Below are 25,478 nucleotides of genomic sequence, written 5' to 3' on the forward strand. Positions count from 1 at the left end.
AGTCCCGCGGACGCCATAAGGTGCCCCCGTGACTGCGTCTACCGATGAGAACGTCCCCGGCCGCTTCGGCGCCACCGCCACCACCGAGGCCGACCCGCGCGAGGTCGGTCCGGTGCGCACCGAGTACTCCCCCGCGCACGACGGCGACCCGGACCCCGGGGAGATCGTGTGGACCTGGGTGCCCTTCGAGGAGAACGACGGCCGCGGCAAGGACCGGCCCGTGCTCGTGGTCGCCCGCGAGGCGGCCGGCACCGTGCTCGCCGTCCAGCTGTCGAGCAAGCGGCACGACGGCGACCGGGAGTGGGTCGCCATCGGCAGCGGCCCCTGGGACCGCACCGGGCGGGACTCCTGGGTGGACGTCGACCGCGTCCTGCGCCTGCACGAGGAGGGCATGCGCCGAGAGGCCTGCGCCCTGGACCGGGGCCGCTTCAACCTGGTCAGGCAGCGGCTGCACGAGCGGTACGGCTGGACCTGACGGTCAGCTCCGCGCCGGCTGCCGCTCGGCGAACGCCCGTACGAACGCCTCCCGGACCACCGCGCCCGGGGTGCGGTCGAGCACCCCGAACACCACGTGCTCGAAGGCCCCCGCGAACCGGCCGCCCGGGGCGAGCAGGGTCCGGAACGCCCCCGCCACCTGCGCGGGGTCGTTCTGGAACACCCCGCAGCCCCAGGCACCCAGCACCAGGCGCCGGTAGCCCTCGGCGACGGCGACCGACAGCACCAGCTCGGCGCGCACCGCGAGGGCCCGCGGCAGCTCGGCCACCCGCTCGGGTGCCGTCCGCCGCACCACCCCGGCGTTCGGAGCGGCCGCCGTCAGGAAGCCCACGAGGGGCGCCGAGTCCAGCAGACCGCCCCGGTCGTCCCGGAAGACGGGCACGGCAGGCGAGTGGATGACCCGGTCCGAGTAGAACGGGTCGCGGTGGGCGCGGTGGTGGTCGTAGAACTCAGGGACCCGGAGCAGGCAGGTGTACAGGGCGGAAGCCCGGCACAGGGCCTCTTCCTGGGCCTGGGCACCGTTCAGGAAGCCGCCACCAGGGTTGCGTGCCGAGGCGAAGTTCAGCACCGCCACGCCCCCGGCGGGCGGGGCGGCCGGCCTTGCGGCAGAAGCCTCGCCCAGTCGACGGGCCGCCTCCAGACTGCTCTCCCCCGTGACCTCGACGAACGTGTCCACGGGAGCGCCGCCCGCCGCCGGAGCGAAATCCGGCACCTCCACCGGCCCGGGGCCGAGCATCCGTGTCCCCGCGCGCGCCGCCTCGATCTGTTCGGCCAGGAGCACCTCGCGCCCGTCCGGCGCCCGGTAGCGTCCCGCCGCGACGATCTGTTCCGTCTCCCGCGCGACACCGCGCAGCCGTGCGCTCATGGCGCCACCCCCGTGGACGCCATGACCGCACGCCGTGCGGTCTCCCCCGTCGTGCTCATGCGGGAATCGTGGGTGATGCTGGGGTGGCGGTGCAACAGAGTTTCCGACGCCCGCCACAGCCGGAAAACGCCTCGAGAACCCAGGGAGAACAGAGATCCACGGCCCCTAATGCGCGGATGTGCCCCCTTGTGCGGAACGGGAAGAAGGTTTTGGGTGGGACGAGCGTTGCCGGTCCGACCCACCTGATCCCGGGCCGGTGGCATGGTGGAATCTCAGGAGGATCCCGACATGTCCGACTCGATAGGCGACTGTACGAGCCCTCGTACATCGCTCCGCGAAGCAGAGCTCGAGGCCCTGGTCCGCGGCATCTGCTTCAAGACCGGCCCGCCCCGCCGCATCGGGGTGGAACTGGAATGGCTCGTCCACGAGCTGCGCGGCCCGCAGCTCCCCGTCACCACCGAACGACTCACGGCCGCCTACGCCGCACTGCGGACCGTGCCCCTGAAGTCGGCGCTCACCGTCGAACCGGGCGGCCAGCTGGAGCTGAGTTCCCAGCCCGCGGACTCCCTGACGGAGTGCATCGGCGCCGTCTCCGCGGACCTCGCCACCGTCCGCGCGACCCTCGCCGCACAGGGTCTCGGCATCGTCGGCTTCGGCCACGACCCCTGGCACCCGCCCCGCAGATACCTCCTCGAACCGCGCTACGACGCGATGGAGACCTGTCTGGACCGCACCGGTCCGGCGGGCCGAGCCATGATGTGCACCTCGGCCTCCGTGCAGGTCTGCGTGGACGCCGGCCACGAGGAGCCCGGCCCCCTGGGCCTGGGGCGCCGCTGGTGGCTGGCGCACCAGCTGGGCGCCGTCCTGGTGGCCGCCTTCGCGAACTCGCCCCTGGCCGTTTCCGAGCCCACTGGCTGGCTCTCCACCCGGCAGCTGCTGTGGACCGAGATCGGCAAGGGCCGGGCGGGCGGCCCCGACCTGGACGCCGACCCCCGTGCGGCCTGGGCCCGGCACGTCCTGGACGCGCCGGTGATGTGCATACGGCGGGACAGCGGCCCCTGGGACGTCCCCGAGGGGCTCACCTTCCGGCAGTGGGCCAGGTCCGGTGTGCCCCGGCAGCCGACCCGGGAGGATCTCGACTACCACGTCTCGACGCTGTTCCCGCCGGTCAGGCCGCGGGGCCATCTCGAACTGCGCATGATCGACGCGCAGCCCGGCGAGGACGGCTGGATCGTCCCGCTCGCGGTGACGGCGGCGCTCTTCGACGACCCGGAGACCGCCGAGACGGCGTACCGGGCGGTCAAGCCGCTCGCCGAGCGCACCCTGTCGCTGCCCGCCCCGCACAATCCGCTGTGGATCGACGCGGCCCGGCACGGGCTCACCGACCCGGAGCTGCGGGAGGCGGCCGTCGTGTGCTTCACGGCGGCCCTGGAGGGCCTGCCCCGACTGGGCGCGGGCCCCGAGGTCATCAGCGCCGTCGAAACGTATCTGCATCGCTATGTGATCCGGGGCCGCTGCCCCGCCGACGATCTGCTGGACCGCACCCACGGTTCGCTCGGGAAGGAAATCCGCACATGACCGACCCCACCACCGCCCCCGCGGTCGACGACCCCGAGTCCTTCCGTGAGCGGGCGGTGTCGACCCTGGTCACCGCCCGGGACCGCACGACGCTCCTCACCAGCTGCGTCGAGGAACCCGACCTGACCGCCCAGCACTCGCCGCTGATGTCGCCGCTCGTGTGGGACCTCGCCCACATCGGCAACCAGGAGGAGCAGTGGCTGCTGCGGACGGTCGGCGGGCAGGAGGCGATACGGCCCGAGATCGACGGCATCTACGACGCCTTCGAGCACCCGCGCTCCGAACGCCCCACGCTGCCCCTGCTGTCCCCCGCGGAGTCCCGGCGCTACGCGGCCGAGGTGCGCGGGCGGGTCCTCGACATCCTGGAGGGCACCGCGCTGCACGGGACCCGGCTCACCGAGGCCGGGTTCGCCTTCGGGATGATCGCGCAGCACGAACAGCAGCACGACGAGACGATGCTGATCACCCATCAGCTCCGCAAGGGCCCCGCGGCCCTGACCGCCCCGGACCCGGAGCCGGCCCCGCTGTTCACCGGCCCGGCCGAAGTCCTGGTCCCCGGCGGCCCGTTCACCATGGGCACCTCCGACGAACCGTGGGCGCTGGACAACGAACGCCCCGCGCACCGGCGGGAGGTGGACGCCTTCTGGATCGACACCACTCCGGTGACGAACGCCGAGTACCAGGCGTTCATCGCGGACGGCGGCTACGACACCGAGCGCTGGTGGGCGCCGGCCGGCTGGGCGCACATCCGGCAGCACTCCATCCACGCCCCGCTGTTCTGGAGCCGGGACGGCAAGCAGTGGCTGCGCCGGCGCTTCGGCGTCACCGAGGTCGTGCCGGCCGACGAGCCAGTCGTCCACGTGTCCTGGCACGAGGCCGACGCCTACGCCCGCTGGGCCGGACGGCGGCTGCCCACCGAGGCGGAGTGGGAGAAGGCGGCTCGCCACGACCCGGCCGGGAACCGCTCGACACGCTACCCGTGGGGCGACGCCGACCCTCGGCCCGAGCACGCCAACCTGGGCCAGCGGCACCTGCGCCCCGCCCCGGCCGGCAGCTACCCGGAGGGCGAGTCGCCGCTCGGGGTGCGGCAGTTGATCGGTGACGTGTGGGAGTGGACGGCGAGCGACTTCGAGGCCTACCCGGGGTTCCAGGCGTTCCCGTACAAGGAGTACTCGGAGGTGTTCTTCGGCCCCGACCACAAGGTGCTGCGCGGCGGCTCGTTCGCGGTGGACGCGGTCGCCTGCCGGGGCACGTTCCGCAACTGGGACTACCCGATCCGGCGGCAGATCTTCTCCGGCTTCCGCACCGCCCGTTCCGCGGAATCCGTCTGATGTGCCGTCATCTGGCCTACCTGGGACCCGGGGAGCCGCTCGGCCGGCTCCTCGTGGAGCCCCCGCACAGCCTGTACCGGCAGTCCTGGGCGCCGCGCCGACAGCGGTACGGCACGGTCAACGCCGATGGTTTCGGGGTCGGTTGGTACGCCGAGGGCGACCCGGTCCCGGCACGGTACCGGCGGGCCGGGCCCATCTGGGCCGACCTGTCGTTCGCCGACCTCGCCCGGGTGGTGCGCAGTCCGGCGATGCTGGCCGCCGTACGGGACGCGACACTGGCGGGAGCCGACGCCGAGGCCGCCGCGGCGCCGTACTCCTCCGGGCCCTGGCTGTTCAGCCACAACGGCGCGGTGAAGGGCTGGCCGGACTCCCTGGCGCCCCTGACCGGGACCCTGCCCCCGGCGGACCTGCTGTCGATGGAGGCCCGCAACGACTCGGCGTTCGTGTGGGCCCTGGTGCTGAACCGGCTGCGCGGCGGCGACGAGGAGGGACAGGCGCTCGCCGACACGGTCCTGGAGGTCGCCGAGGCGGCCCCCGGCTCCCGGCTCAACCTGCTGCTGACCAACGGCGAGTCCATCGCCGCGACCGCCTGGGGCGACACCCTCTGGTACCTCCAGCGGCCCGGCCTCGGCACGGTCGTCGCCTCCGAGCCGTACGACGACGATCCGCACTGGCAGGAGGTCCCCGACCGGACGCTGCTCGCGGCGAGCCGCACCGACGTCCTGCTGACCCCACTGAAGTCCCTGGAACCACTCAAGGAGCCCCGCACGTGAGTCCGTTCCTTCTGACCCGCACCCTGCCCGAGGACGCCACCGAGGCCGCCCTGCGCGCCGACGTCCTCAAGGGCCTGACGCACACGCCCAAGACCCTGCCGCCGAAGTGGTTCTACGACGCCCACGGCAGTGAACTCTTCGAGCGGATCACCGAGTTGCCCGAGTACTACCCGACCCGCGCCGAACGGGAGATCCTCGTCGCGCGGTCCGGTGAGATCGCCGCGGCGACCGGTGCCCGCACCCTGGTCGAGCTGGGCTCGGGCTCCTCGGAGAAGACCCGGTACCTGCTCGACGCGCTGACCGGGCTGCACACGTACGTCCCGGTCGACGTCAGCGAGAGCGCGCTCACCCAGGCCGGGCACGCGCTCATCGCCCAGCGGCCCGGGCTGAGCGTGCACGCGCTGATCGCCGACTTCACGGCCGGTCTGGCCCTGCCCGGCACGCCGGGTCCGCGCCTGCTGGCCTTCCTCGGCGGCACGATCGGCAATCTGCTGCCGGTCGAGCGCGCCGCGTTCCTCTCCTCGGTGCGCGCCCTGCTCTCGCCGGGTGACGCGCTGCTGCTCGGCACGGACCTGGTCAAGGACGAGGACGTGCTGGTCCGGGCGTACGACGACGCGGCCGGGGTGACGGCCGCGTTCAACAAGAACGTCCTGACGGTCGTCAACCGTGAACTGGACGCCGACTTCGATCCCGGCGCCTTCGACCACGTGGCCCTGTGGGACGCCGGGAACGAGTGGATCGAGATGCGGCTGCGGTCCCGCACGGACCAGACCGTGAAGGTGCCCGCGCTCGACCTGGCCGTGGACTTCGCGGAGGGCGAGGAGCTGCACACCGAGATCTCGGCGAAGTTCCGCAAGGAGGGCGTCCGCGACGAACTCTCCGCCGCCGGGCTGGAGTTGGCGCACTGGTGGACGGACGGCGAGGGCCGGTTCGCGCTGTCGCTGAGCGTGGTGCGGTAGCGGTCGGCGAGGAAGGGGACCCGCAGGTGCCGGTCGGCGACGAAGGGTGCCTGTGGGTCCCGCCGACATGGCTGGGTCCGTGTCCGACCCTGCGCGGCAAGCCACAACGCACCCGCGCCCGCCCCAACCCCCGGACCGCTCGCGTTACCGCGCGGGCTGGGGCACCGTGGAGTGACGCGTGACGCCGCTGTCACGGCGGAGAGGAGCATCCGTATGTCGAACCACACCTACCGGGTCACCGAGATCGTGGGCACCTCGCCCGACGGCGTGGACCAGGCGATCCGCAACGGCATCAGCCGCGCCTCGCAGACCTTGCGCAACCTGGACTGGTTCGAGGTGACCCAGGTGCGGGGGCAGATCGAGGACGGACAGGTCCAGCACTGGCAGGTCGGCCTCAAGGTCGGTTTCCGCCTCGAGGAATCCGACTGACGGCGCTCAGGTCCGCCCCTCCCGCTCCTGCGCCGACTTCAGCGCCGCGGAAGGGGCGGTCCAGCGTGCCCGTACGACGGAGAACCCGGCCCGTTCCGCGTCCGCGCAGACCAGTTCGTCGTCGTCGACCAGCACCCGGATCTCCCGGGTCCGCGCGAGGCGCTTGAGGGTCTCCAGCTTGGTGAGCCGGGCGGGCCGCCGGTCGTCGTTGCGCCGCATGTGCACCCGCCCCTCGGGCAGCCCCTGCGCGACGAGCCAGGCGAGCGTGTCACGGCGGCAGCGCTCGGGGCGGCCGGTGAGGTAGACGATCTCGCACTCCTCGGCACTGGCCAGCACCAGCGCGATGCCCTCCGGGATCGGCGGGTCCTCGGGCGCGGCGGCGAAGAAGGCGTCCCAGTCGCGCGGCCTGCGCTCCAGGAACCGCTGCCGGTGGGCGGTGTCGGCCAGGGTGTTGTCGAGGTCGAACACGGCGACGGGGCGCCTGTCACGGTCGGTCACAGACTCACCCTAGCCCCGGCCGCCCTCCTGCTCACCGCCGACGGTCGCCCCTGCGACCGGAGTTCCGGCCACCCCGCCCGCACCCCGTGATCGGTGCAGGCCGCATGCTTCTCCCATGTCCTCGACGCCCCGTACGTTCCTGACCGGCTCCGCCCCCTGCACGCTCGTCGTGTGCCGGGGCTGCTGCTGCGGGGACGCCCGCAAGAACCCCGGCACCGACCACGCCTGGCAGCTGGAGCTGTTGCGGGCGGGGGCCGCCGAGCACGGCTTCCAGGTCCGGACGACCGACTGCCTGGGCCCCTGCGACCAGGCGAACGTGATCGTCGTACGGCCGTCCGCCGCCGGGCGCCGGGCGGGCGCCAAGGCTGCGTGGATCGGGTTCGTGACGGACGACGAGGCCACCGAGGAGGTCGTTCGGTGGGCGGCGGCGGGCGGCCCCGGGGTCGCCGAGCCGCCGCTGACGCTGGAGCTCCAGTTCATCGAGCCGCCCCGGGAGGCGAGGGTCCGGTCCCGGCGCCGCCGCTGACTGTTAATGGGATCCATTTTCATGTAGCGTCCTCGATGCTCATCCCGGCACCGAGGAGGATCCCGTCATGGCTGTCCCCAAGCGGAAGATGTCCCGCAGCAACACCCGCCACCGCCGCTCGCAGTGGAAGGCCACCACCGCCCAGCTGGTGCCGGTCACCGTCGACGGGGTGACCCGTCTCGTCCCGCAGAACCTCGTCAAGGCGTACGAGCGCGGCCTGCTGCGCGCTCACGCCGCCGTGGCGTAGAACTCCGCGCGCACACGCAGCAGCCACGCCTCGACCGGCGTCTCGTCCGGCCGGTCGGGCAGCGCGCTGCGGGTCTCGGCGAAGGCGTGCTCGTAGTGGGCGAGCAGCGACCGCGCGCAGGAGGGATCGGCGGCGACGGAGTCCCCGAAGCGGTGGTACTCCTCGGGGTCCTCGACCCGTACGGTGAGCCGTCCGCTGGTGTACAGCTCCAGGCCCTGGTGGCAGAGCCGCTTCAGGTGCCGGGCGTGCTTGGCGGTGCGGTGGTCGCCCGCGCGGCTCTCCAGTTTCCTGAACTGCTGGGCGGCGTACCCGAGATAGGCGTCCCTGACCCGCTGCGCGCTCAGGAACGCCCCGCGCATGCCGATGAGTTCGTCACCGAGCGGGGTGCGCACCTCGTACAGCTCGTCCGGCAGCCACACCAGCTCCATCACGGTCGGGTTGCCGCCGAGGGCGAGCCGGCACCACTTCGCCGCCTCGTGCAGGGTGCGGTCCGGGGCCGTGGTCACGTGGGACTCCCGCGGCGTGTGCAGGCCGAGCAGGGACGCGGTGGGCGCGGCGAACATGCCGAGCCGGTCCGTGTCGGAGCCCTCGCGGGCGAGTCCGTACGCGGTCGAGCCGACGATGCCGGAGAGCAGGATGTTCTGGACGGTCACCCGGCCATTGTGCTGACCTGCGCGGATGCGGGTCACCCGGTTTTCCGGCGGACCGGGCCGGGAATGCCGGACTCCGTCACGCGTTGAACCCTGTGTGAGCTCCCTGATCGCCGCCACCCGCTTCTCCGTCCTCGACCGCTCCCGCACCCGCGAGGGCGGCACGAACGCGCAGGCGCTCCAGGACACCGTGCGGCTGGCGCGGGAGCTGGAGGGACTCGGCTACCACCGGTTCTGGGTCTCGGAGCACCACGGCGTGCCGGGTGTGGCGGGTTCCGCGCCGACGGTTCTCGCGGCCGCCGTGGCCTCGGCCACCGACTCGATCCGGGTCGGCACCGGCGGGGTGATGCTGCCGAACCACCAACCGCTGGTCGTCGCCGAGCAGTTCGGGGTGCTGGAGTCGCTCTTCCCCGGCCGGATCGACATGGGCCTGGGCCGCTCGGTCGGCTTCACCGACGGCGTGCGCAAGGCGCTGGGACGCGGCAAGGACGACGCCGACGACTTCGCCGCACAGCTTCAGGAGCTGCTGGGCTGGTTCCGCGGCACCTCGCCGACGCGAGTGCGGGCCCGGCCCGCGGAGGGCCTGACCGTGCCGCCCTTCGTGCTGGCCATGGGCGAGGGCGCCGGGATCGCGGCCGGCGCGGGCCTGCCGATGGTCATCGGTGACCTGAGAAACCGCGAGAAGATGCGGCGCGGCATCGACCACTACCGCGCGCACTTCCGCCCCTCCCCCTGGGCGCGGGAGCCGTACGTCGTCGTCTCCGGCACGGTCGCGGTCGCCGCCACCGAGGAGGAGGCGCGGCGCCTGCTGATCCCGGAGGCGTGGTCGATGGCGTACTCCCGCACCCACGGCACCTTCCCGCCCCTGCCGCCCGTCGAGCGCGTCGAGAGCCTCACGATGACGGCGAAGGAGCGCGGCTTCTACGAGTCGGGGCTCACGGGCCACATCGCGGGCACCGAGGAGCAGGTCGCCCACGAGCTGGAGACCGTGCTGAAGGAGACAGGGGCGCAGGAGATCCTGGTCACGACCAGCACATACGACCGCTCGGCCCTGCTGGACTCCTACCGAAGGCTGGCGTCGATCACCTCCGGTTAGAGTCGTTCTCATGTACGACCGAAGTGGCCCCCACGACCCTTACGTCCGCGTGCGCGGTGCCCGTGAGCACAATCTCCAGGGGGTGGACGTCGACGTCCCGCGGGATGTGCTGGCGGTGTTCACGGGGGTGTCCGGGTCGGGGAAGTCGTCGCTGGCGTTCGGGACGATCTACGCGGAGGCCCAGCGGCGGTACTTCGAGTCGGTGGCGCCCTACGCGCGTCGGCTGATCCACCAGGTGGGGGCGCCGAAGGTCGGGGAGATCACCGGGCTGCCGCCCGCGGTCTCGCTCCAGCAGCGGCGGGCCGCGCCGACGTCCCGTTCCTCGGTCGGCACGGTCACCAACCTCTCGAACTCCCTGCGGATGCTGTTCTCCCGCGCCGGGGACTACCCGCCGGGGGCCGAGCGGCTCGACTCGGACTCCTTCTCCCCGAACACGGCCGTCGGCGCCTGCCCGGAGTGCCACGGGCTCGGCCGGGTGCACCGGACGACCGAGCAGTCACTGGTGCCCGATCCGTCGCTGTCGATCCGGGAGGGCGCCATCGCCGCCTGGCCCGGCGCCTGGCAGGGCAAGAACCTGCGGGACATCCTCGACACGCTGGGCTACGACGTGGACCGGCCGTGGCGCGAGCTGCCCGCGGAGCAGCGGGAGTGGATCCTGTTCACGGACGAGCAGCCGGTGGTGACCGTGCACCCGGTGCGGGACGCGGACCGGATCCAACGCCCCTACCAGGGCACGTACATGAGCGCCCGCCGCTATGTCCTGAAGACCTTCGCGGACTCCAGGAGCCAGACCCTCAGGGCGAAGGCGGAGCGGTTCCTGGTCGCCTCGCCCTGCCCGGTCTGCGGCGGCAGCCGGCTGCGCCCGGAGGCCCTGGCGGTCACCTTCGCGGGCCGTACCATCGCCGACCTGGCGGCCCTGCCGCTGACCGAGCTGGCCGCCTCCCTGGTCGCCGACGGCGAACCCGCGCGGGTCCTCACCGAGGACCTCAGGTCCCGTATCGCGCCCGTGGTCGAGCTCGGTCTCGGCTACCTCAGCCTGGATCGCGCCACCCCCACCCTGTCCGCCGGCGAACTCCAACGGCTGCGCCTCGCCACCCAGTTGCGGTCCGGGCTGTTCGGAGTCGTCTACGTCCTCGACGAACCCTCCGCCGGACTGCACCCCGCGGACACCGAAGCGCTGCTCACCGTGCTGGCCCGGCTGAAGGCGGCCGGCAACTCGGTGTTCGTGGTGGAGCACCACCTGGACGTGATGCGCGGCGCGGACTGGCTGGTGGACGTCGGACCGCTGGCGGGCGAGCACGGCGGTCGGGTGCTGCACAGCGGGCCGGTGGCGGATCTCGCGGCGGTCGAGGAGTCGGCCACGGCACGGTACCTGTTCCACCGCTCACCCGCCCCGACGCGTCAAGTCCGTGAGCCCCGTGGCCACTTGAAGGTCGGCCCGGTCACCCGGCACAACCTGCGCGGGGTCACGGCCGAGTTCCCCCTGGGTGTGTTCACGGCGGTGACCGGGGTGTCGGGGTCGGGCAAGTCCACGCTGGTCGGCGAGATCACGGACGAGCCGTCCGGGGTGGGCCGGGTGGTCTCCGTCGACCAGAAGCCGATCGGCCGGACCCCGCGCTCCAACCTGGCGACCTACACGGGCCTGTTCGACGTCGTGCGCAAGGTGTTCGCCGGGACCGAGGGGGCACGCGAACGCGGCTTCGGTGTGAGCCGGTTCTCCTTCAACGTGGCGGGAGGACGCTGCGAGACCTGCCAGGGCGAGGGGTTCGTCAGTGTGGAGCTGCTCTTCCTGCCGAGCACGTACGCGCCCTGCCCGGACTGCGGCGGGGCCCGCTACAACCCCGGGACGCTCGAAGTGACCTACCGGGGGCGGACCATCGCCGAGGTGCTCGACCTCACGGTGGAGTCGGCCGCGGACTTCTTCGCGGACTCCCCGCCCGTGGCCCGCAGTCTCGCCACCCTCCTGGACGTCGGCCTCGGCTACCTGCGGCTGGGGCAGCCCGCCACCGAGCTCTCCGGCGGCGAGGCCCAGCGCATCAAGCTGGCGAGCGAACTCCAGCGCGTGCACCGCGCGCACACCGTCTACCTTCTCGACGAACCCACCACCGGACTCCACCCGGCCGATGTCGAGGTGCTGATGCGCCAGTTGCACGGCCTCGTGGACGCCGGGCACACGGTGATCGTCGTCGAGCACGACATGTCGGTCGTGGCCGGGGCGGACTGGGTGATCGACCTGGGCCCGGGCGGTGGGGACGCGGGCGGACGGATCGTGGCGACGGGGGTGCCGGAAGCGGTGGCGGGGGCTGCGGGGAGTGCCACGGCGCCCTATCTGGCGCGGGCGCTGACGCCGGGCGGCTGAGTGGCGAGCAGCGGGAGGCGGCGACGCGGACGACGGGGCCGTACGACGTCCCGGGCCGCCTGCGCGGGGAGCGGGCCGTTCTCACCGCAGGGCTCCACCGGGTGCCTCTCCGCCGTGTGTTCGCCCCACACCTGCGCCTGCGCGGTCGCGGCCAGCGTCCTTCGGTCGGTGTGGCAGCCCGGTGCCACCGGCTCCGGGACTCCCACCTCGGCCACCAGCCCCCGTGCCGACACCACCCGCCACACCGAGGTGAGCAGGGAGTCGTCCCCGATGAAGGCGGGGGCCGTGCTGGCCTCTCCCCCGCTGACCCGGTACCGCAGGCGCACCGGCTGCACCGGGACCCCGGCGTCCAGGGCCGCCTGGAACACCGCGCGGCGGAAGTGGCCCTGGGCGCGGCCGCACCAGGTGCTGCCCTCGGGGAAGACGGCCACCGCGGCGCCCCCGCGCAGTGCGCCGGCGATGCCTGCGACCGTGTCCGGGAGGGCCCGCAGCCGGTCCCGCTCGATGAACAGGGCCCCGCTGCGGGCCGTCAGCCATCCCGCCACCGGCCACCGCCGGATCTCCGACTTGGCGAGCATGCGGGCGGGGCGTACGGCGGCCAGCAGCGGGATGTCCAGCCAGGAGATGTGGTTGGCGACCAGGAGCACCCCGCCGGTGGGTACGGCGGCGCCGGACACGCGGACCCGGACGCCCGAGGCCCGCACCACCGCCCGGCACCACCACCTGACCGCGCCGGCCGGGATCAGCCGTCCGGCCGGCAGCAGCGCGATCCCGGCGAGCAGCAGGGCCGTCACGGCGAGCAGCCGCCCCGCGGCACGGGGCAGGGCCGTGACCGGCCCCGTCCGCTCCAGGCACGCCCCGGGGGTGCAGGGCGCGCTGGGCAGCCAGACGCTCATCAGGCCGGGACGAGCGAGAGGAAGTGCCGCAGATAGCGGGCGTTGACCCGGCGCATCGAGAGCAGCACGAACAGGTCGGCGACCCCGAAGTCCGGGTCGTGGGCGGGCCGGCCGCACACCCAGGCGCCGAGGCGGAGGTAGCCGCGCAGCAGCGGGGGCAGCTCGGTGTGCCCGGCGGGCGCCGCGCCCGTCGGCTCCCAGGGCAGCAGGGGCCCTACCCGGAACTCCTCGGGAGCCAGGTACTTGGAGCTCACCCGGTCCCAGGTGCCGGTCGCGAGCGCACCGCCGTCGGCGAGCGGGATCGAGCAGCAGCCGGCGAGCCATTCGTGTCCGCGGTCCACCATGTAGCGGGCGATCCCGGCCCAGATGAGGCCGATGACCGCGCCGTCACGGTGGTCGGGGTGCACGCAGGAACGGCCCACCTCGACGAGCCCGGGGCGGATCGCGTCGAGCGGCGTCAGGTCGAACTCGGCCTCGGAGTACAGGCGTCCGGCGATCGCCGCCCGCTCCGGGGGCAGCAGCCGGTAAGTGCCGACGACCTGCCCGGTCAGGGTGTCGCGGACGAGCAGGTGGTCGCAGTGGGCGTCGAAGCCGTCGATGTCGAGGCCGGGTTGCGGAGTGGTCAGGAGGGCCCCCATCTCGCCGGCGAACACGTCGTGCCGCAGCCGCTGCGCGGCCCGTACGTCGTCCTCGTCGCGGGCCAGGCCGACGGTGTAGCGGGTGGGGGCGACGCTCTGCGGGGGACGGTCCAGGGTGGAAACGCCGGTCATGGCACTCTCCAGGTCACAGGCGGAGGCGGCGAGCGGTGCCGCTGTCCCTGTTCTCCCGAGGCCGGTTGGCGCCTGCGTGACCGGTTGCCGGAGCGTGGATGTGCGGAGTCTGAACGCCTCGGACAAGGTGTCCGGGACGTCCGGCTCCACCGACGGGACGGTGTCGGGCCGATGGCCGGAGAGCGGTCAGGCGTGGTGGGGCCGGGCACGAGCACCACGCCCGGCCCCACCCGTCCGCACTGATCGGCGAACGTCTCTCAGCGCCTGGCGGCCTTCCTGGTCGCCCGGAGCCACTCCTTGTTCATGCTCGTGATGGACATCAGCGGAATCCCCTTGGGGCAGGCCGTCGCGCACTCGCCGGTCAGGGTGCAGCCGCCGAAGCCCTCCGCGTCCATCTGCTCCACCATGTCGAGGACCCTGGTCTCTCGCTCCGGCGCTCCCTGCGGGAGCACGTTCAGGTGGTTCACCTTGGCCGAGGTGAAGAGCATCGCGGCCCCGTTGGGGCAGGCCGCGACGCACGCCCCGCAGCCGATGCACTCGGCGTGCTCGAAGGCGGAGTCCGCGTCGGGCTTGGGCACCGGCGTGGCATGGGCCTCGGGAGCCGCTCCCGTGGGCGCCGTGATGTAGCCGCCGGCCTGGATGATCCGGTCGAAGGCCGACCGGTCCACGACCAGGTCCTTGATCACCGGGAAGGCGGAGGCCCGCCACGGCTCGATGTCGATCGTGTCGCCGTCGGAGAAGGACCGCATGTGCAGCTGACAGGTGGTGGTCCGCTCGGGTCCGTGCGCGTCGCCGTTGATGACCAGCGAGCACGCGCCGCAGATGCCCTCGCGGCAGTCGTGGTCGAAGGCGACGGGGTCCTCACCGCGCAGGATGAGCTCCTCGTTGAGGGTGTCCAGCATCTCCAGGAAGGACATGTCGGACGAGATGCCGTCCACCTCGTACGTGGACATCGCTCCGTCGGCGTCGGCGTTCTTCTGCCGCCAGACGCGCAGGGTGAGCTTCATGCGTAGCTCCGCTGGGTGGGGTGGACGTACTCGAAGACCAGGTCTTCCTTGTGCAGGACGGGAGCCTCGCCGGTGCCGGTGAACTCCCAGGCCGCCGCGTAGCCGAACTCGTCGTCCTTACGGGCCGCTTCACCGTCCGGGGTCTGGGACTCCTCGCGGAAGTGGCCGCCGCAGGACTCGGCGCGGTGCAGCGCGTCGAGGCACATCAGCTCGGCGAGTTCGAGGTAGTCGACGATCCGGTTCGCCTTCTCCAGCGACTGGTTGAACTCCTCGCCGGTGCCCGGCACCTTGATGCGCCGCCAGAACTCCTCACGGATCTGCGGGATGCGCTCCAGCGCCTTGCGCAGACCGGCGTCCGTGCGGGCCATCCCGCAGAACTCCCACATGATTTCACCGAGTTCGCGGTGGAAGGAGTCGGGCGTGCGGTCTCCGCCGACGGCGAGGAGCAGGTTGACGCGGTCCTCGGTCTCGGCCAACGCCTCCTGGACGGCGGGGTGTTCGTCAGTGACCGCGTCCTGGTGCGGGTTGCGGGCGAGGTAGTCGTTGATGGTCGCCGGGAGGACGAAGTAGCCGTCGGCCAGGCCCTGCATCAGTGCCGAGGCGCCGAGGCGGTTCGCCCCGTGGTCGGAGAAGTTGGCCTCGCCGATCGCGAACAGGCCGGGGATCGTGGTCTGGAGGTCGTAGTCGACCCACAGTCCGCCCATCGTGTAGTGCACGGCCGGGTAGATCCGCATCGGCACCTCGTACGGATCCTCGTCGGTGATCCGCTGGTACATGTCGAAGAGGTTGCCGTACTTGGCCTCGACGGCCGACCGTCCCATGCGCCGGACGGCGTCGGCGAAGTCGAGGTAGACGCCCTGTCCGCCGGGGCCGACCCCGCGCCCCTCGTCGCAGACGTTCTTCGCGGCGCGGGAGGCGATGTCCCGCGGGACGAGGTTGCCGAAGGAGGGGTAGATGCGCTCCAGGTAGTAGTCGCGCTCCTCCTCGGGGATCCGGTTCGGCGGCCGGTCGTCGCCCTTGGCCTTCGGCACCCAGATCCGGCCGTCGTTGCGCAGCGACTCGCTCATCAGCGTCAGCTTGGACTGGTGGTCGCCGGTGCGCGGGATGCACGTCGGATGGATCTGCGTGAAGCAGGGGTTGGCGAACAGGGCGCCCCGGCGGTGGGCCCGCCAGATCGCCGTCGCGTTGGAGTTCATGGCGTTCGTCGACAGGTAGAAGACGTTGCCGTAGCCGCCGGAGGCCAGGACCACGGCGTCCGCGAAGTACGTGTCGATGCGCCCGCTGACGAGGTCCCGCGCCACGATCCCGCGGGCCTTCCCGTCGACGACGATCAGGTCGAGCATCTCGGTGCGCGGATGCATCTCGATGTTCCCGGCGGCGATCTGCCGGCTGAGGGCCTGGTAGGCGCCGAGCAGCAGTTGCTGGCCGGTCTGGCCGCGGGCGTAGAAGGTCCGCGAGACCTGCACCCCGCCGAAGGAGCGGGTGTCGAGCAGACCGCCGTACTCCCGCGCGAAGGGGACGCCCTGCGCCACGCACTGGTCGATGATCTCGACGGAGATCTGCGCGAGCCGGTGGACGTTGGACTCACGGGCCCTGAAGTCGCCGCCCTTGACGGTGTCGTAGAACAGGCGGTGGATCGAGTCGCCGTCGTTGCGGTAGTTCTTGGCCGCGTTGATGCCGCCCTGCGCGGCGATGGAGTGGGCGCGGCGCGGCGAGTCCTGGTAGCAGAACTGGACGACGTGGTAGCCCTGTTCGGCGAGCGTGGCACCGGCCGAGCCGCCCGCGAGTCCCGTGCCGACGACAATGACGGTGTGCTTGCGCCGGTTGGCGGGGTTGACCAGCTTGGCCTCGAACCGGCGTTTGTCCCAGCGCTCGTTGACGGGACCTTGCGGGGCCTTGGTGTCGACGACGGATTCGCCGGTCACGTAGTCGGTGTACGTCATGTTCAGCTCACCACTCCGGTCATGACGCCCACGGGTACGGCGATGAAGCCGGCCGTGAGCAGCAGTGCGAGGACGTTCGCGACGGCCTTGAGGGCGCGGTCGCGGCTGCGGCTGCCGACGCCGAGGGTCTGGGCGGCACTCCAGAAGCCGTGCCGGACGTGCAGGCCGAGGGCGAACATCGCGACGATGTAGATGACGTTGCCGTACCAGGTGGAGAAGGTGTCCACGACGTTCTGGTACGGGTGGCCCTCCTGGAAGCCGCCGGAGTGCACGGTGCCGGTCGTCAGGTCGAGGATGTGCCACACGATGAACAGGGCGAGGATGATCCCGCCCCAGCGCATGGTGCGGGTCGCGTAGCTCGCCCGCGCCTTCTTGTGGACGTACTTGCCGGGCCGGGCCCGGAGGTCACGTCGGCTGAGCTGGTAGGCGGACGTGGCGTGCGCGACCACGGCGACGACGAGCACCACGCGGATCAGCCAGAGGGTCCACTCGTAGTGCATGAACGGCTCGCCGACCGTGCGCAGCCAGTGCGCGTAGTGGTTGAACTCGCCCGCGCCGAAGAAGATCTTCAGGTTGCCGATCATGTGGACGACCAGGTACAGCAGCATGATCAGCCCGCTGACGGCCATCACGGTCTTCTTGCCGACGGAGCTGTCCCACACGGTGCGTGCCATGGACGGCCGTCGGTCCGTCCGCGTTGCCAGAGCCATGGGTCAAGACGTTAGAACCGTCCGTCCCGATCGGTCCAAGACATGGTCCGGCTTGATTCCATAGTCAGCGGCTATCGTACGAGGGTGCAGTTCCAGCAGCTCCAGTACTTCGTGGCGGTCGCCGAGACCCGCCACTTCACCCGTGCCGCCGAGACGGTCCATGTCGCCCAGCCCTCGCTGTCCCAGCAGATCAGGGCGCTGGAGCGGGAGCTGGGAGCGGATCTCTTCCTGCGCGCCCGCGGCAACATCACGCTCACCGACGCGGGCGAGGCGCTGCTGCCGCTGGCCCGTCGCATCCTGGCCGACGCGGACACCGCCCGGCACGAGGTGCAGGAGCTGGTGCAGCTGCGCGGCGGCCGGATCCGGCTGGGCGCGACCCCGAGCCTGTGCACCGGTCTGCTGCCGGACGTGCTGCGTGCCTTCCACGACCGCTATCCGGGCATCCGGCTGATGATCGAGGAGGGCGGTTCCCACGACCTCGTACGGCTGCTCGCGCGCGGTGCCCTCGACCTGGCCCTGGTGGTCCTGCCGCTGCCCACGCCGTCCCCGGCGCTGACCACGGTGGAGCTGCTGCGCGAGGACCTGGTCGTGGTCTCCTCGCCGGAGGGGCCGGCGCCGGGCGGTCCCGGTCGCCGTACGGTCCGCGTCGCCGATCTGGAGAGCGCGCCCCTGGTGATGTTCCGGCACGGCTACGACCTGCGCGAACTGACCGTGGCCGCGTGCCGTGCCGAGGGGTTCGAGCCGGACTTCGCGGTGGAGGGCGGCGAGATGGACGCGGTGCTCGGCTTCGTGCGGGCGGGGCTGGGCGTGGCCGTCGTACCGCGCATGGTCGCCACACGGGCGGGCCGCGGGCTGCGGGTCACCCCTCTCGCCCGGCCGGGCCTGCACCGGACGATCGCGCTGGCCCACCGCAGCGATGTGGCTCCGCCGCGGGCGGCACGGGAGTTGCAGCGGATGCTGCTGGAGCGGTGAGCGGTCGTAGCATGAGGGTTTCCCGGACGGGGGTGGGCGGGGATGAAGCGCCGGATCGTTGCGGTGGGCGCTGCACTGCTGGTGCTGGTGGGGTGCGCCGCGTCCGGCGGACCGAAGAGCCCGGCCGTCCCGTCGTCCCGCGCCTCGGGGCCGACGGTGGAGACGACCTCGACGTCGGTCTCGGGCCCGTGGCGGGCGTGGACGGCGTCCGTCACCCGCCCGGAGGCCCACGGCAGTTGCGGCGCGACCACGCACCAGGTGGTGTGTGCGACCGACACCGGTGCACTCGTGGGGCGTTCGCGGGCCGACGGCCGGGTCACCTGGACGGTGCCCGGCGACGCCCACGCCAGGACCGCCCGGCTTCTCGTCGACGCGGCCGACGCACGGGCCGTGGCCGGGGTCGGGGGTGTGCTCCGCGCGGCGGACCTGCGGACGGGTGAGCAGGCGTGGACCCGTCGACTGCCCGCCGGCCGCGCCTACGTCGCCCTCGCCGCCACGGACGGGATCGTCTACGCCCTGCACGCACCGGAGCCCTACGTTCGCACCGGCGCCGTCCTCGACGCCGTCCGCGCTTCCGACGGCACGCCTCTCTGGCACCGGAACGTCGCCTGGAGCACCGGCGAGCCCCTCGCCGCCTTCCGGGGCCGCGTCTACACGGCCGACGGCGTCACCCGGGTCACCGCCCGCGACGCCCGCACCGGCGCCACCGTGGCGAGCAGTCCCGCGGGCGTCGAGTGCCGGCACCTCGTCACCGGCGGCCACTACCTGGTCTGCACCGGCAGCCCGTTCTCGGCCGGGGACGTCTTCCCGCCCATGCGGCGCCTGGATCCGGCGACGCTGAAAGCGCTGCCGACCCCGCGGAAAACGATCGACAAGCCCGTGCAGGGAGTGATCTCCGACGACGGGATCCTGGTGCTGTACGAGGCCGGCGCCGAGGACACCAGCGCGGGTGACTGGTACGCGTACGACCTCGTGAACGACCGCAGGCTGTGGAGCACGTACGCCACCAGGACGGACGGCGCCGGCGTGGCCGGGGGGCGGTTCGTGACCTTCACTCCCGTCAACGACTTCGCCGCGCGGGGCCGCGTGCTCACGATCGACCTGCACGCCGGCCCGCACGGCACCGGAAGCGCCGCGCCCCGCATGTCACCGGCGTACGCGCAGACCAGGGACGGTGAACATCCCCAACTCGTCGTGCCGGGCGGGGACACGGGCCACGTCGTGGTGATGGCCCGCACCCACGGTTCGCTGCGGTCGCTTCCGCTGCCCTAGGAGCCGGGCTGGGCTCAGCCCGTCGCGTCCACCAGCGCCAGCTCGTGCAGGCGCTCCGGCGGGCCCGGGCGGGCGTAGTACCAGCCCTGGGCGGTGTCGCAGCCCAGTATCCGCAACTGCTCGGCCTGGGCGCCGGTTTCGACGCCCTCGACGGTCACCGCGAGGTTCAGACCGTGGGCGAGCGAGACGATTCCCTCGACGATCTTGAGGTCGACGGGGTCGGCGGGGAACTGCTGCATGCTCTGCGTGAAGGAGCGGTCCAGCTTGAGGACGCTGACCGGGAGGCGGCGCAGGTTCGCCAGGTTCGAGTAGCCGGTGCCGAAGTCGTCCAGGGCGATGTCGACGCCCATCTCGGCGAGTCGGCGCAGCGGCTTGAGCAGGTCGTCGTCGGCGCCGATGAGGGCCGACTCGGTGACCTCCAGGCAGAGGGCGTCCGGAGCGACACCCGTGCGCTCCAGGATGTCCACGGTGTCCTGGACCAGGCCGGGGTGGGTGAGCTGGCACGGCGACAGGTTGACGTTGATCCGGAGCGGACCGCCCGCCGTGTCCTCGCCGTAGCGTTCTCGCCATTCCCGGGCCTGGCGCACCGACTGCTCCAGGACCCAGCGGCCGAGCGGCACGATCAGCCCGGTGTGCTCGGCGAGCGGGATGAACCGGTCCGGGCCGAGGACGCCGTGCTGCGGGTGCAGCCAGCGCACCAGCGCCTCGGCGCCGCGCACACTGCCGTCGCCGAGGTGGACCAGCGGCTGGTACTCGATGAAGAACTCGCCGCGTTCCAGGGCCGCCGGCAGCTGCGTGGTCAGACCGTGCCGGGTGATCGCGCGGGCGTCGGCCTCCGGGTCGGCCAGCTCGAAGCGGTTGCCGCCCGCCGACTTGGCCCGGTACATCGTGATGTCGGCGCTGCGCAGCACCTCCGCCGGGCCCCGCTCCCCCGCCGGGCCCTCGACGATGCCGATGCTGCCCCGCACGGTCAGCTCCCGGCCGTCGATGCGGACCGGGGCGAGCAGGACGTTCATGATGCGCGTGGCGAGCTCGTCGACCTCGCTCTCGGTGTCGGGGCCGGTGGTCAGCGCCACGAACTCGTCGCCGCCGAGCCGGGCCACCATCTCGCCCGGCGCGGTCGCGCAGGACTGCAACCGGTCGGCGACCTCGACGAGCAGCCGGTCGCCGGCCGCGTGGCCGAGGCTGTCGTTGATGGTCTTGAACCCGTCGAGGTCGAGGTAGCACAGGCCGAACCGCTGGCCCTCGCCGGCGCTCAGGGCCTTCTCCAGGCGCTCGAAGAACAGGGTGCGGTTGGGCAGCCCGGTGAGGGCGTCGTGGGTGGCCTCGTAGCGCAGCCGGAGGTTGAGCAGCCGGCGCTCGGTGGTGTCCTCCATGAGGGCGAGCTGGTACTGCGGGGTGCCGTCGGCGTCCCGCAGCAGGGAGACCGTCAGATTGGTCCACAGGACCGTGCCGTCGGGGCGGGAGAATGCCTTTTCGACGTGGTAGTGCTCGCGCTCGCCGCGGACGAGCTCGTCGTAGAGCGTCCAGGTCTGCGGTGCGTCCTCGGGATGGATCCACTCCCGGACGTTGCGGCCGCGCATCGTCTGGTCGGTGATGCCGAACATGCGCAGCAGCGCGTCGTTGACCTGGAGGACGTGACCGTCGAGGTCCGCGATGCCGATCCCTATGGCCGCGCCTTCGAACACCGCGCGGAAGCGGGCCTCGGTCGCGTGCAGCGCCTGGGCCACCACGCCCTGGGCCTCCAGGGCGGCCTGCGCGATGGCTTCCTGCTCGGCCAGGGTGCGCTCGCGCAGCGCCTGGGCGAATCCGGCGGCCATCGCGTGCTGGAGTCGGGCGGACCGGCTGCGCAGGTCCTCCCGGTCGCCGTCGCCGCCGCAGTACAGGACCAGATAGGCGTCGACGCAGTCCAGGGAGCGGGTCAGCGCGTCGGGGTCGGTGCAGTGCGCGGCGACGAGGGCGGCGCCCACCGCCCGGCCCTCGTCCGTGTCGACAACCCTGGCCAGCAGCGCCTGGCTCAACCGGCGTGCCAGCGGCAGCAGTTGTTCCTCGAACTCCACGCGGGTCAGCGAGGTCGAGGTCACCGGGAACACGGCCCGGCTCCAGATCGTGGCGAACCGGCGCAGTCTGTCCTCCGGCCCGTCCGGCTCCGCGCTCACGCCGTCCGCCCCACGCCGCCGAACTGCGAGAAAGCCCAGGGATCCTCTGCGTCGGGGTCCCAGTTCTCCGACTCCGGCCGCCACCGCGGCATCGGCACCAGCCCGGGTTCCACCATGTCGTACCCCTCGAAGAACCGTGCGATCTCGTTGTGCGAACGCATGATCAGCGGGTTGCGGATGTCCTTGTACACGTCCACCGCGCCCTGCACCTGCTCCTGCGACAGCGGGATCCCCTCGAACGCGGCGTGCGTCAGCACCAGCAGGCTGCCGGGCGCGAGCGCGTCGCGCAGTTCGGCCACCGCCTTGTAGGGGTCGTCCGCGTCTTCCACGAAGTGCAGTATGGCAACGAGGAGCAGCGCCACCGGACGCTTCAGGTCGAGCAGCCGCTGGACCTCGGGGCTGTCGAGGATCTCCTGCGGCTTGCGGAGGTCGGCCGCGACGACGCCCGCGTCGGGGTTCTCCGCGATGACCGCCCGGCTGTGCGCGACGGCCACCGGATCGTGGTCGACGTAGACGACGCGGGCGCCGGGGCTGGCGCTCTGGGCGACCTCGTGGACGTTGCCGAAGGTGGGGATGCCGGAGCCGATGTCGAGGAACTGGGTGATGCCCTGCTCGACCGCGAACCGCACCGCCCGCCGCATGAACGCCCGGTTCGCCTGCATGATCTTCGGCAGTCCCGGTACATGCTCCATGGCCTTGCGGGCCGCCGCCCGGTCGGCCTCGAAGTTGTGCGAACCGCCCAGGTAGAAGTCGTAGATGCGCGCCACGCTAGGCACCGAGATGTCGATGCTCCGGGGAGCCCAGGCGGGACGCTCCATGTATCTCTCCAAGGCGTAGGCGATCCGGTGTTCGAGCTGAGGCTACTGATCGCCCGCCAATGGAGCGAGTGGAAACGGAAATTGACCATCCGTTCCCGGTCACTGCCTGCGGCACGTGCCGCCGGTGCACGGCCGCCGCATCACCACGAAACGTAGGCGCCGCACTCCGGAGAGTTCCGGAGCGGGCGCCGACTCGCGGGGAGTTGGGGAGAATGACGGGAAACCGGTCCGACCCCTCCATGCGGCGCGGAGGGGTCGGACCGGTGGTCGGGCGAGGCCCTGGTGAGAGGGCCGTCACTTGTCGGAGACGCCGACCATCTCTCCGTTCGGACGGACGGCGTACCACGTGCCGCCGACGCCCTGGCCGTTGGTGTCGCCGGGCTCCTTGTCGCCCGAGAAGGTGTAGATCGGCGAGCAGTTGACCGTCTGCTGCCTCACACCGTCGCCGCGGGTGAAGTTCATGAGGCCCTTCTTCTGGACGCCCTTGGTGTCGTTCGCCTGCACCGGGCCCACGACCGGCCACTTCTCCAGGCAGGCGCCGTTGCAGTTCGAGACCGGCTTGGGCCACGCCTTGTCCTTGGCGAAGCGGTAGACCGTCATGCCGTTCTTGTCGACGACGATCTCGCCCAGGTTGGGGTCGTTGCGGGTGGACAGTCCGGGAAGGCTCGCGACGGACGCCTTCTTGCCGGTGGGCGCCAGCGCGTACCACTTGCCGCCCACGCCCTGACCGGTCAGGTCGCCGGCCTTGGTGTCCTTGGCGTAACGGTAGGCAGGCCAGCCGCCGATGGTCAGCTGCTTGCTGCCGTCGGCGCGGGTGACCTCGCCGAGCAGCGCCTTGTCGATGCCGGCACCGGCCGAGGCGTCGTCCGCGGGCACCGGCGGCCAGGCCGTCGCGCAGTCGCCGTTGCAGTTCGACTTCGGCGGCTCGGCGGTGTCCTCGTCGAAGCGGTAGAGGGTGAGGCCGGTGGCATCGGTCAGCACGTCCCCGAGCTCGGGGTTCGCGGACACCTGCAACTTGCCGGCCGAGGCCGACTGGGCGCCCAGGTTGCCCTGGCCGACCGCGGAGGTCGAGCTCGCGCTGGGGCTGGTCTCGGTGCCGGTCCCGATACCGGAGCCCAGGCCGCCGTAACCGCCCGCGGCCGCGGTGGCGCCGACATTCTGCTGGCTCCCCACGGACGAGGCGCCGCTGTCCTGACCGCACGCCGTCGTGAGGGCGAGCACCGCCGCGGCGCTTGCCACGAGTGAGGCGTTCCGCCAGGAGGTCTTCATCGTCAACTCCCCATAATTAAAAAGGGTGTTGCAGCGCCCTGCTGCGCCGCCGCACGACAATGGGTACGCATCGGGGCAGGGGTTGTGTTCAACCGTTCCGCAAATTTCTTTCCGGACGCTGTGACCACACCCTCCTCAGCCCGCACAGACGTACGCCTGATCGGACGCACGAACGTCCCGGATTCAAACATCGGGTGGCCTTTTTCCCTCCTTCGGAGCAATCTCTTCGCGCCCGCGCGTGAGGCGGCGTGACAGGCCTCATGATCTCCGTCGTGCATCGACCCGAATCGCCCCAATCTGCCTCCGCCATACGGGTGTTGGCCCTGCTGGCATTGACGTGGGCGCTCGTCGCCCCGACGGCCGGGGTGGCCGAGGCGGATGCCTGCGCCTACGCCTCCGTCGGCCCCGACGGCGCCGAGGTCGTGGCGGTCGCCGGGAGCCTGAACTGGCCCACCCTGCCGCCGTGCCCGAAACCGAAACCGCCGCCGCCCACCCCGACCCCGACTCCCCCCGAGCCTCCTTGCACTCCGACACCCTCCCCCGACCCGACGCCGACGCCGCCTCCGACCCGGAGGCCGCCGAAGCCGACCCCACCGCCGCCCCCGGCCCCCGAGCCCCCGGCGCCGAAGCCCCCGCCTCCGCCGCCCGCACCGGCCGCGCAGCCGGCCCCACCGCGGCCGCGGCCCACCCCGCCCCCCGAGCCCGCCCCGACCCCGACTCCCACCCCGACCCCGACACGGACGCCGCCGAAGCCGGCCCCGGGTCCCTCCGCGAGCCCGGTGACCTATCCGGCGTACCACCACGCGAAGGCGCCCGACCGGACCACGCACAGCACGACCTCGCCCGTGATCTACGTCCTGCTCATCACCGCGCCCGCGGTGGTCGCCGTGGCCGCCCTGCGGCCCCGCTAGTGCCGATCCTGGAGGCATCCCTTGCCGGAATGGCTTGTTCTCATCCTCGCGATGCTGGCGGCGTGCGCCGTGGTGGTCGCCATCACGCTCATCCGCCACAAGGCGGCACCCGTGGACGAGGATCCCAGCGAGACCCCGGACGTCATCGAGTACATGACGATGTGGATCGGGGTGGTCTACGCCATCGTGCTGGGTCTGGCCATCGCGGGGGTGTGGGAGGCCCGCAGCTCCGCACAGGACCACGTCCAGGCGGAGGCGCAGGCGCTGCACGAGATCTCGGAGCGGGTCCAGGTGTATCCGGCCGGTGTCCGTGACCGCATTCGGGCCGATGTCAACGCCTATGTCGGACACGTCGTCACCGTCGAGTGGAAGGAGATGGCCGACCACGACCGGACGACCGCGCGCGGCACCGAGCTGCTCGACCGGATCCGCACGGACGTCACCTCCTACCAGCCGGCGACCGACTTCGAGGCCCAGGCCTACCAGCCGCTCGTCGACCAGGTGGCCGCCGTGGACCAGGCCCGCAACGCGCGCGCGGACTCGGTCGAGCCCACCATGCCCGGGGTGGTGTGGTTCGGGCTGCTGGGCGGGGCGGCGATCACCATCGGGATGGTGTTCGCGCTCCAGATCAGGCGTACGGCGCGTGAGCTGGTCCTCGCCGGGCTGTTCTCGGCGCTGATCGCCTTCCTGCTCTTCCTGATCTGGGACTTCGACGCCCCCTACAGCCGGGGCATCACGGCCTCGGCCGAGCCGTTCCTCTCGCTCTTCCCGGGCGTCAAGGGCTGACGCTCACCACGGGCCGGTCGGGGGCGCTCGGCATGCGACACGCCGTCGGTGTCCCCTGACCGGCCCAGTGCTGTGCCCCATTCGGCGCGACCGGGATCGCGCGGACGTACACGTGTTCCTAGCGTTTCGGTCATCGAGGTGCATGTCAGACGTAGGCGG

25 protein-coding genes are annotated in these 25,478 nt (G+C 72.2%); 14 read left to right on the top strand and 11 right to left on the bottom strand.

Annotated elements, in window-relative coordinates; translation table 11 throughout:
• The first annotated feature begins 28 nt into the window (after positions 1-28).
• Positions 29-475 carry a type II toxin-antitoxin system PemK/MazF family toxin gene (locus tag H295_RS0109760; protein ID WP_020135174.1) on the top strand — a complete coding sequence of 149 codons (447 nt, stop codon included), beginning with the start codon at positions 29-31 and terminating at the stop codon, positions 473-475.
• 3 nt (positions 476-478) lie between these two features.
• Here the strand turns inward: H295_RS0109760 and H295_RS0109765 are convergent, their stop codons facing one another.
• The gene (locus tag H295_RS0109765) at positions 479-1,360 is read right to left on the bottom strand and encodes a TIGR02452 family protein (protein WP_020135175.1); all 882 of its coding nucleotides are present in this window, start codon (positions 1,358-1,360) and stop codon (positions 479-481) included.
• Between the two features lie 288 nt (positions 1,361-1,648).
• On the opposite strand from H295_RS0109765, the gene egtA reads away from it, so the two are divergent.
• The 5 genes from egtA to H295_RS0109790 all read left to right on the top strand — a co-directional run bounded on the left by egtA (position 1,649) and on the right by H295_RS0109790 (position 6,430).
• Positions 1,649-2,938, top strand: coding sequence for an ergothioneine biosynthesis glutamate--cysteine ligase EgtA (gene egtA, locus H295_RS0109770; protein WP_020135176.1), 1,290 nt, complete (start codon positions 1,649-1,651; stop codon positions 2,936-2,938).
• Positions 2,935-4,269, top strand: coding sequence for an ergothioneine biosynthesis protein EgtB (gene egtB, locus H295_RS0109775; protein ID WP_020135177.1), 1,335 nt, complete (start codon positions 2,935-2,937; stop codon positions 4,267-4,269). Before egtA ends, egtB begins: the two co-directional genes overlap by 4 nt.
• Entirely contained in the window at positions 4,269-5,042 is a 774-nt protein-coding gene (gene egtC, locus H295_RS0109780) for an ergothioneine biosynthesis protein EgtC (RefSeq protein WP_020135178.1), read from the top strand. Before egtB ends, egtC begins: the two co-directional genes overlap by 1 nt.
• Positions 5,039-6,001: an L-histidine N(alpha)-methyltransferase gene (gene egtD, locus H295_RS0109785; RefSeq protein WP_020135179.1), complete on the top strand. Its 963-nt coding sequence runs from the start codon at positions 5,039-5,041 to the stop codon at positions 5,999-6,001. The genes egtC and egtD overlap by 4 nt, the downstream gene beginning before the upstream one ends.
• A 213-nt stretch (positions 6,002-6,214) precedes the next feature.
• Positions 6,215-6,430: a dodecin gene (locus tag H295_RS0109790; RefSeq protein ID WP_020135180.1), complete on the top strand. Its 216-nt coding sequence runs from the start codon at positions 6,215-6,217 to the stop codon at positions 6,428-6,430.
• Between the two features lie 6 nt (positions 6,431-6,436).
• Here H295_RS0109790 and H295_RS0109795 read toward each other — a convergent pair whose 3' ends face one another.
• Positions 6,437-6,928, bottom strand: coding sequence for a nucleotidase (locus H295_RS0109795; RefSeq protein WP_020135181.1), 492 nt, complete (start codon positions 6,926-6,928; stop codon positions 6,437-6,439).
• A gap of 115 nt (positions 6,929-7,043) precedes the next feature.
• Here H295_RS0109795 and H295_RS0109800 point away from each other — a divergent pair, with 115 nt between their 5' ends.
• Complete coding sequence (locus tag H295_RS0109800) at positions 7,044-7,454, top strand: hypothetical protein (protein WP_020135182.1); 411 nt, start codon at positions 7,044-7,046, stop codon at positions 7,452-7,454.
• Between the two features lie 67 nt (positions 7,455-7,521).
• Complete coding sequence (gene rpmF / locus H295_RS0109805; RefSeq protein ID WP_020135183.1) at positions 7,522-7,701, top strand: 50S ribosomal protein L32; 180 nt, start codon at positions 7,522-7,524, stop codon at positions 7,699-7,701.
• Here the strand turns inward: rpmF and H295_RS0109810 are convergent.
• Complete coding sequence (locus tag H295_RS0109810; protein ID WP_043217370.1) at positions 7,683-8,354, bottom strand: DNA polymerase beta superfamily protein; 672 nt, start codon at positions 8,352-8,354, stop codon at positions 7,683-7,685. The genes rpmF and H295_RS0109810 overlap by 19 nt on opposite strands.
• A 94-nt stretch (positions 8,355-8,448) precedes the next feature.
• Here H295_RS0109810 and H295_RS0109815 point away from each other — a divergent pair, with 94 nt between their 5' ends.
• Both H295_RS0109815 and H295_RS0109820 read left to right on the top strand, forming a co-directional pair.
• Entirely contained in the window at positions 8,449-9,447 is a 999-nt protein-coding gene (locus tag H295_RS0109815; RefSeq protein WP_020135185.1) for an LLM class flavin-dependent oxidoreductase, read from the top strand.
• Between the two features lie 10 nt (positions 9,448-9,457).
• Positions 9,458-11,806 carry an ATP-binding cassette domain-containing protein gene (locus H295_RS0109820; protein ID WP_028809218.1) on the top strand — a complete coding sequence of 783 codons (2,349 nt, stop codon included), beginning with the start codon at positions 9,458-9,460 and terminating at the stop codon, positions 11,804-11,806.
• On the opposite strand, the gene H295_RS0109825 is transcribed toward H295_RS0109820, so the two are convergent.
• From H295_RS0109825 to H295_RS0109845, 5 genes are all read right to left on the bottom strand, one after another.
• Entirely contained in the window at positions 11,773-12,702 is a 930-nt protein-coding gene (locus tag H295_RS0109825; RefSeq protein ID WP_020135187.1) for a lysophospholipid acyltransferase family protein, read from the bottom strand. The two genes, H295_RS0109820 and H295_RS0109825, sit on opposite strands and share 34 nt — an antisense overlap.
• Positions 12,702-13,472: a GNAT family N-acetyltransferase gene (locus H295_RS0109830; RefSeq protein ID WP_020135188.1), complete on the bottom strand. Its 771-nt coding sequence runs from the start codon at positions 13,470-13,472 to the stop codon at positions 12,702-12,704. The genes H295_RS0109825 and H295_RS0109830 overlap by 1 nt, the downstream gene beginning before the upstream one ends.
• Before the next feature lie 257 nt (positions 13,473-13,729).
• Positions 13,730-14,479 (bottom strand): succinate dehydrogenase/fumarate reductase iron-sulfur subunit, encoded by a 750-nt coding sequence (locus H295_RS0109835; RefSeq protein WP_020135189.1) that lies wholly within the window; start codon positions 14,477-14,479, stop codon positions 13,730-13,732.
• On the bottom strand, positions 14,476-16,422 hold the full coding sequence (locus tag H295_RS0109840; protein ID WP_020135190.1) for a fumarate reductase/succinate dehydrogenase flavoprotein subunit: 1,947 nt from the start codon (positions 16,420-16,422) through the stop codon (positions 14,476-14,478). The genes H295_RS0109835 and H295_RS0109840 overlap by 4 nt, the downstream gene beginning before the upstream one ends.
• A 2-nt stretch (positions 16,423-16,424) precedes the next feature.
• Entirely contained in the window at positions 16,425-17,096 is a 672-nt protein-coding gene (locus tag H295_RS0109845) for a succinate dehydrogenase (protein WP_020135191.1), read from the bottom strand.
• Between the two features lie 120 nt (positions 17,097-17,216).
• Between H295_RS0109845 and H295_RS0109850 the strand changes: the two genes are divergently transcribed.
• A complete protein-coding gene (locus H295_RS0109850) occupies positions 17,217-18,104 on the top strand; it encodes a LysR family transcriptional regulator (RefSeq protein ID WP_020135192.1) in 888 nt (295 codons plus the stop codon).
• A 42-nt stretch (positions 18,105-18,146) separates the two neighbouring features.
• Positions 18,147-19,376, top strand: coding sequence for a PQQ-binding-like beta-propeller repeat protein (locus H295_RS0109855; RefSeq protein ID WP_020135193.1), 1,230 nt, complete (start codon positions 18,147-18,149; stop codon positions 19,374-19,376).
• A 14-nt stretch (positions 19,377-19,390) separates the two neighbouring features.
• On the opposite strand, the gene H295_RS0109860 is transcribed toward H295_RS0109855, so the two are convergent.
• From H295_RS0109860 to H295_RS0109870, 3 genes are all read right to left on the bottom strand, one after another.
• Positions 19,391-21,535: a putative bifunctional diguanylate cyclase/phosphodiesterase gene (locus H295_RS0109860; protein WP_020135194.1), complete on the bottom strand. Its 2,145-nt coding sequence runs from the start codon at positions 21,533-21,535 to the stop codon at positions 19,391-19,393.
• A complete protein-coding gene (locus H295_RS0109865) occupies positions 21,532-22,353 on the bottom strand; it encodes an SAM-dependent methyltransferase (RefSeq protein WP_028809219.1) in 822 nt (273 codons plus the stop codon). The genes H295_RS0109860 and H295_RS0109865 overlap by 4 nt, the downstream gene beginning before the upstream one ends.
• A 294-nt stretch (positions 22,354-22,647) precedes the next feature.
• Positions 22,648-23,622: an SCO0930 family lipoprotein gene (locus H295_RS0109870; protein ID WP_020135196.1), complete on the bottom strand. Its 975-nt coding sequence runs from the start codon at positions 23,620-23,622 to the stop codon at positions 22,648-22,650.
• Between the two features lie 779 nt (positions 23,623-24,401).
• Here H295_RS0109870 and H295_RS48365 point away from each other — a divergent pair.
• The gene (locus H295_RS48365; RefSeq protein WP_020135198.1) at positions 24,402-24,533 is read left to right on the top strand and encodes a hypothetical protein; all 132 of its coding nucleotides are present in this window, start codon (positions 24,402-24,404) and stop codon (positions 24,531-24,533) included.
• Positions 24,534-24,554: 21 nt separating this feature from the next.
• A complete protein-coding gene (locus tag H295_RS0109885) occupies positions 24,555-25,319 on the top strand; it encodes a DUF4239 domain-containing protein (RefSeq protein ID WP_078616614.1) in 765 nt (254 codons plus the stop codon).
• The last annotated feature ends 159 nt before the right edge of the window (positions 25,320-25,478 follow it).

It is taken from the genome of Streptomyces sp. 351MFTsu5.1, from assembly GCF_000383655.1.
Lineage (GTDB): Bacteria > Actinomycetota > Actinomycetes > Streptomycetales > Streptomycetaceae > Streptomyces > Streptomyces griseorubiginosus.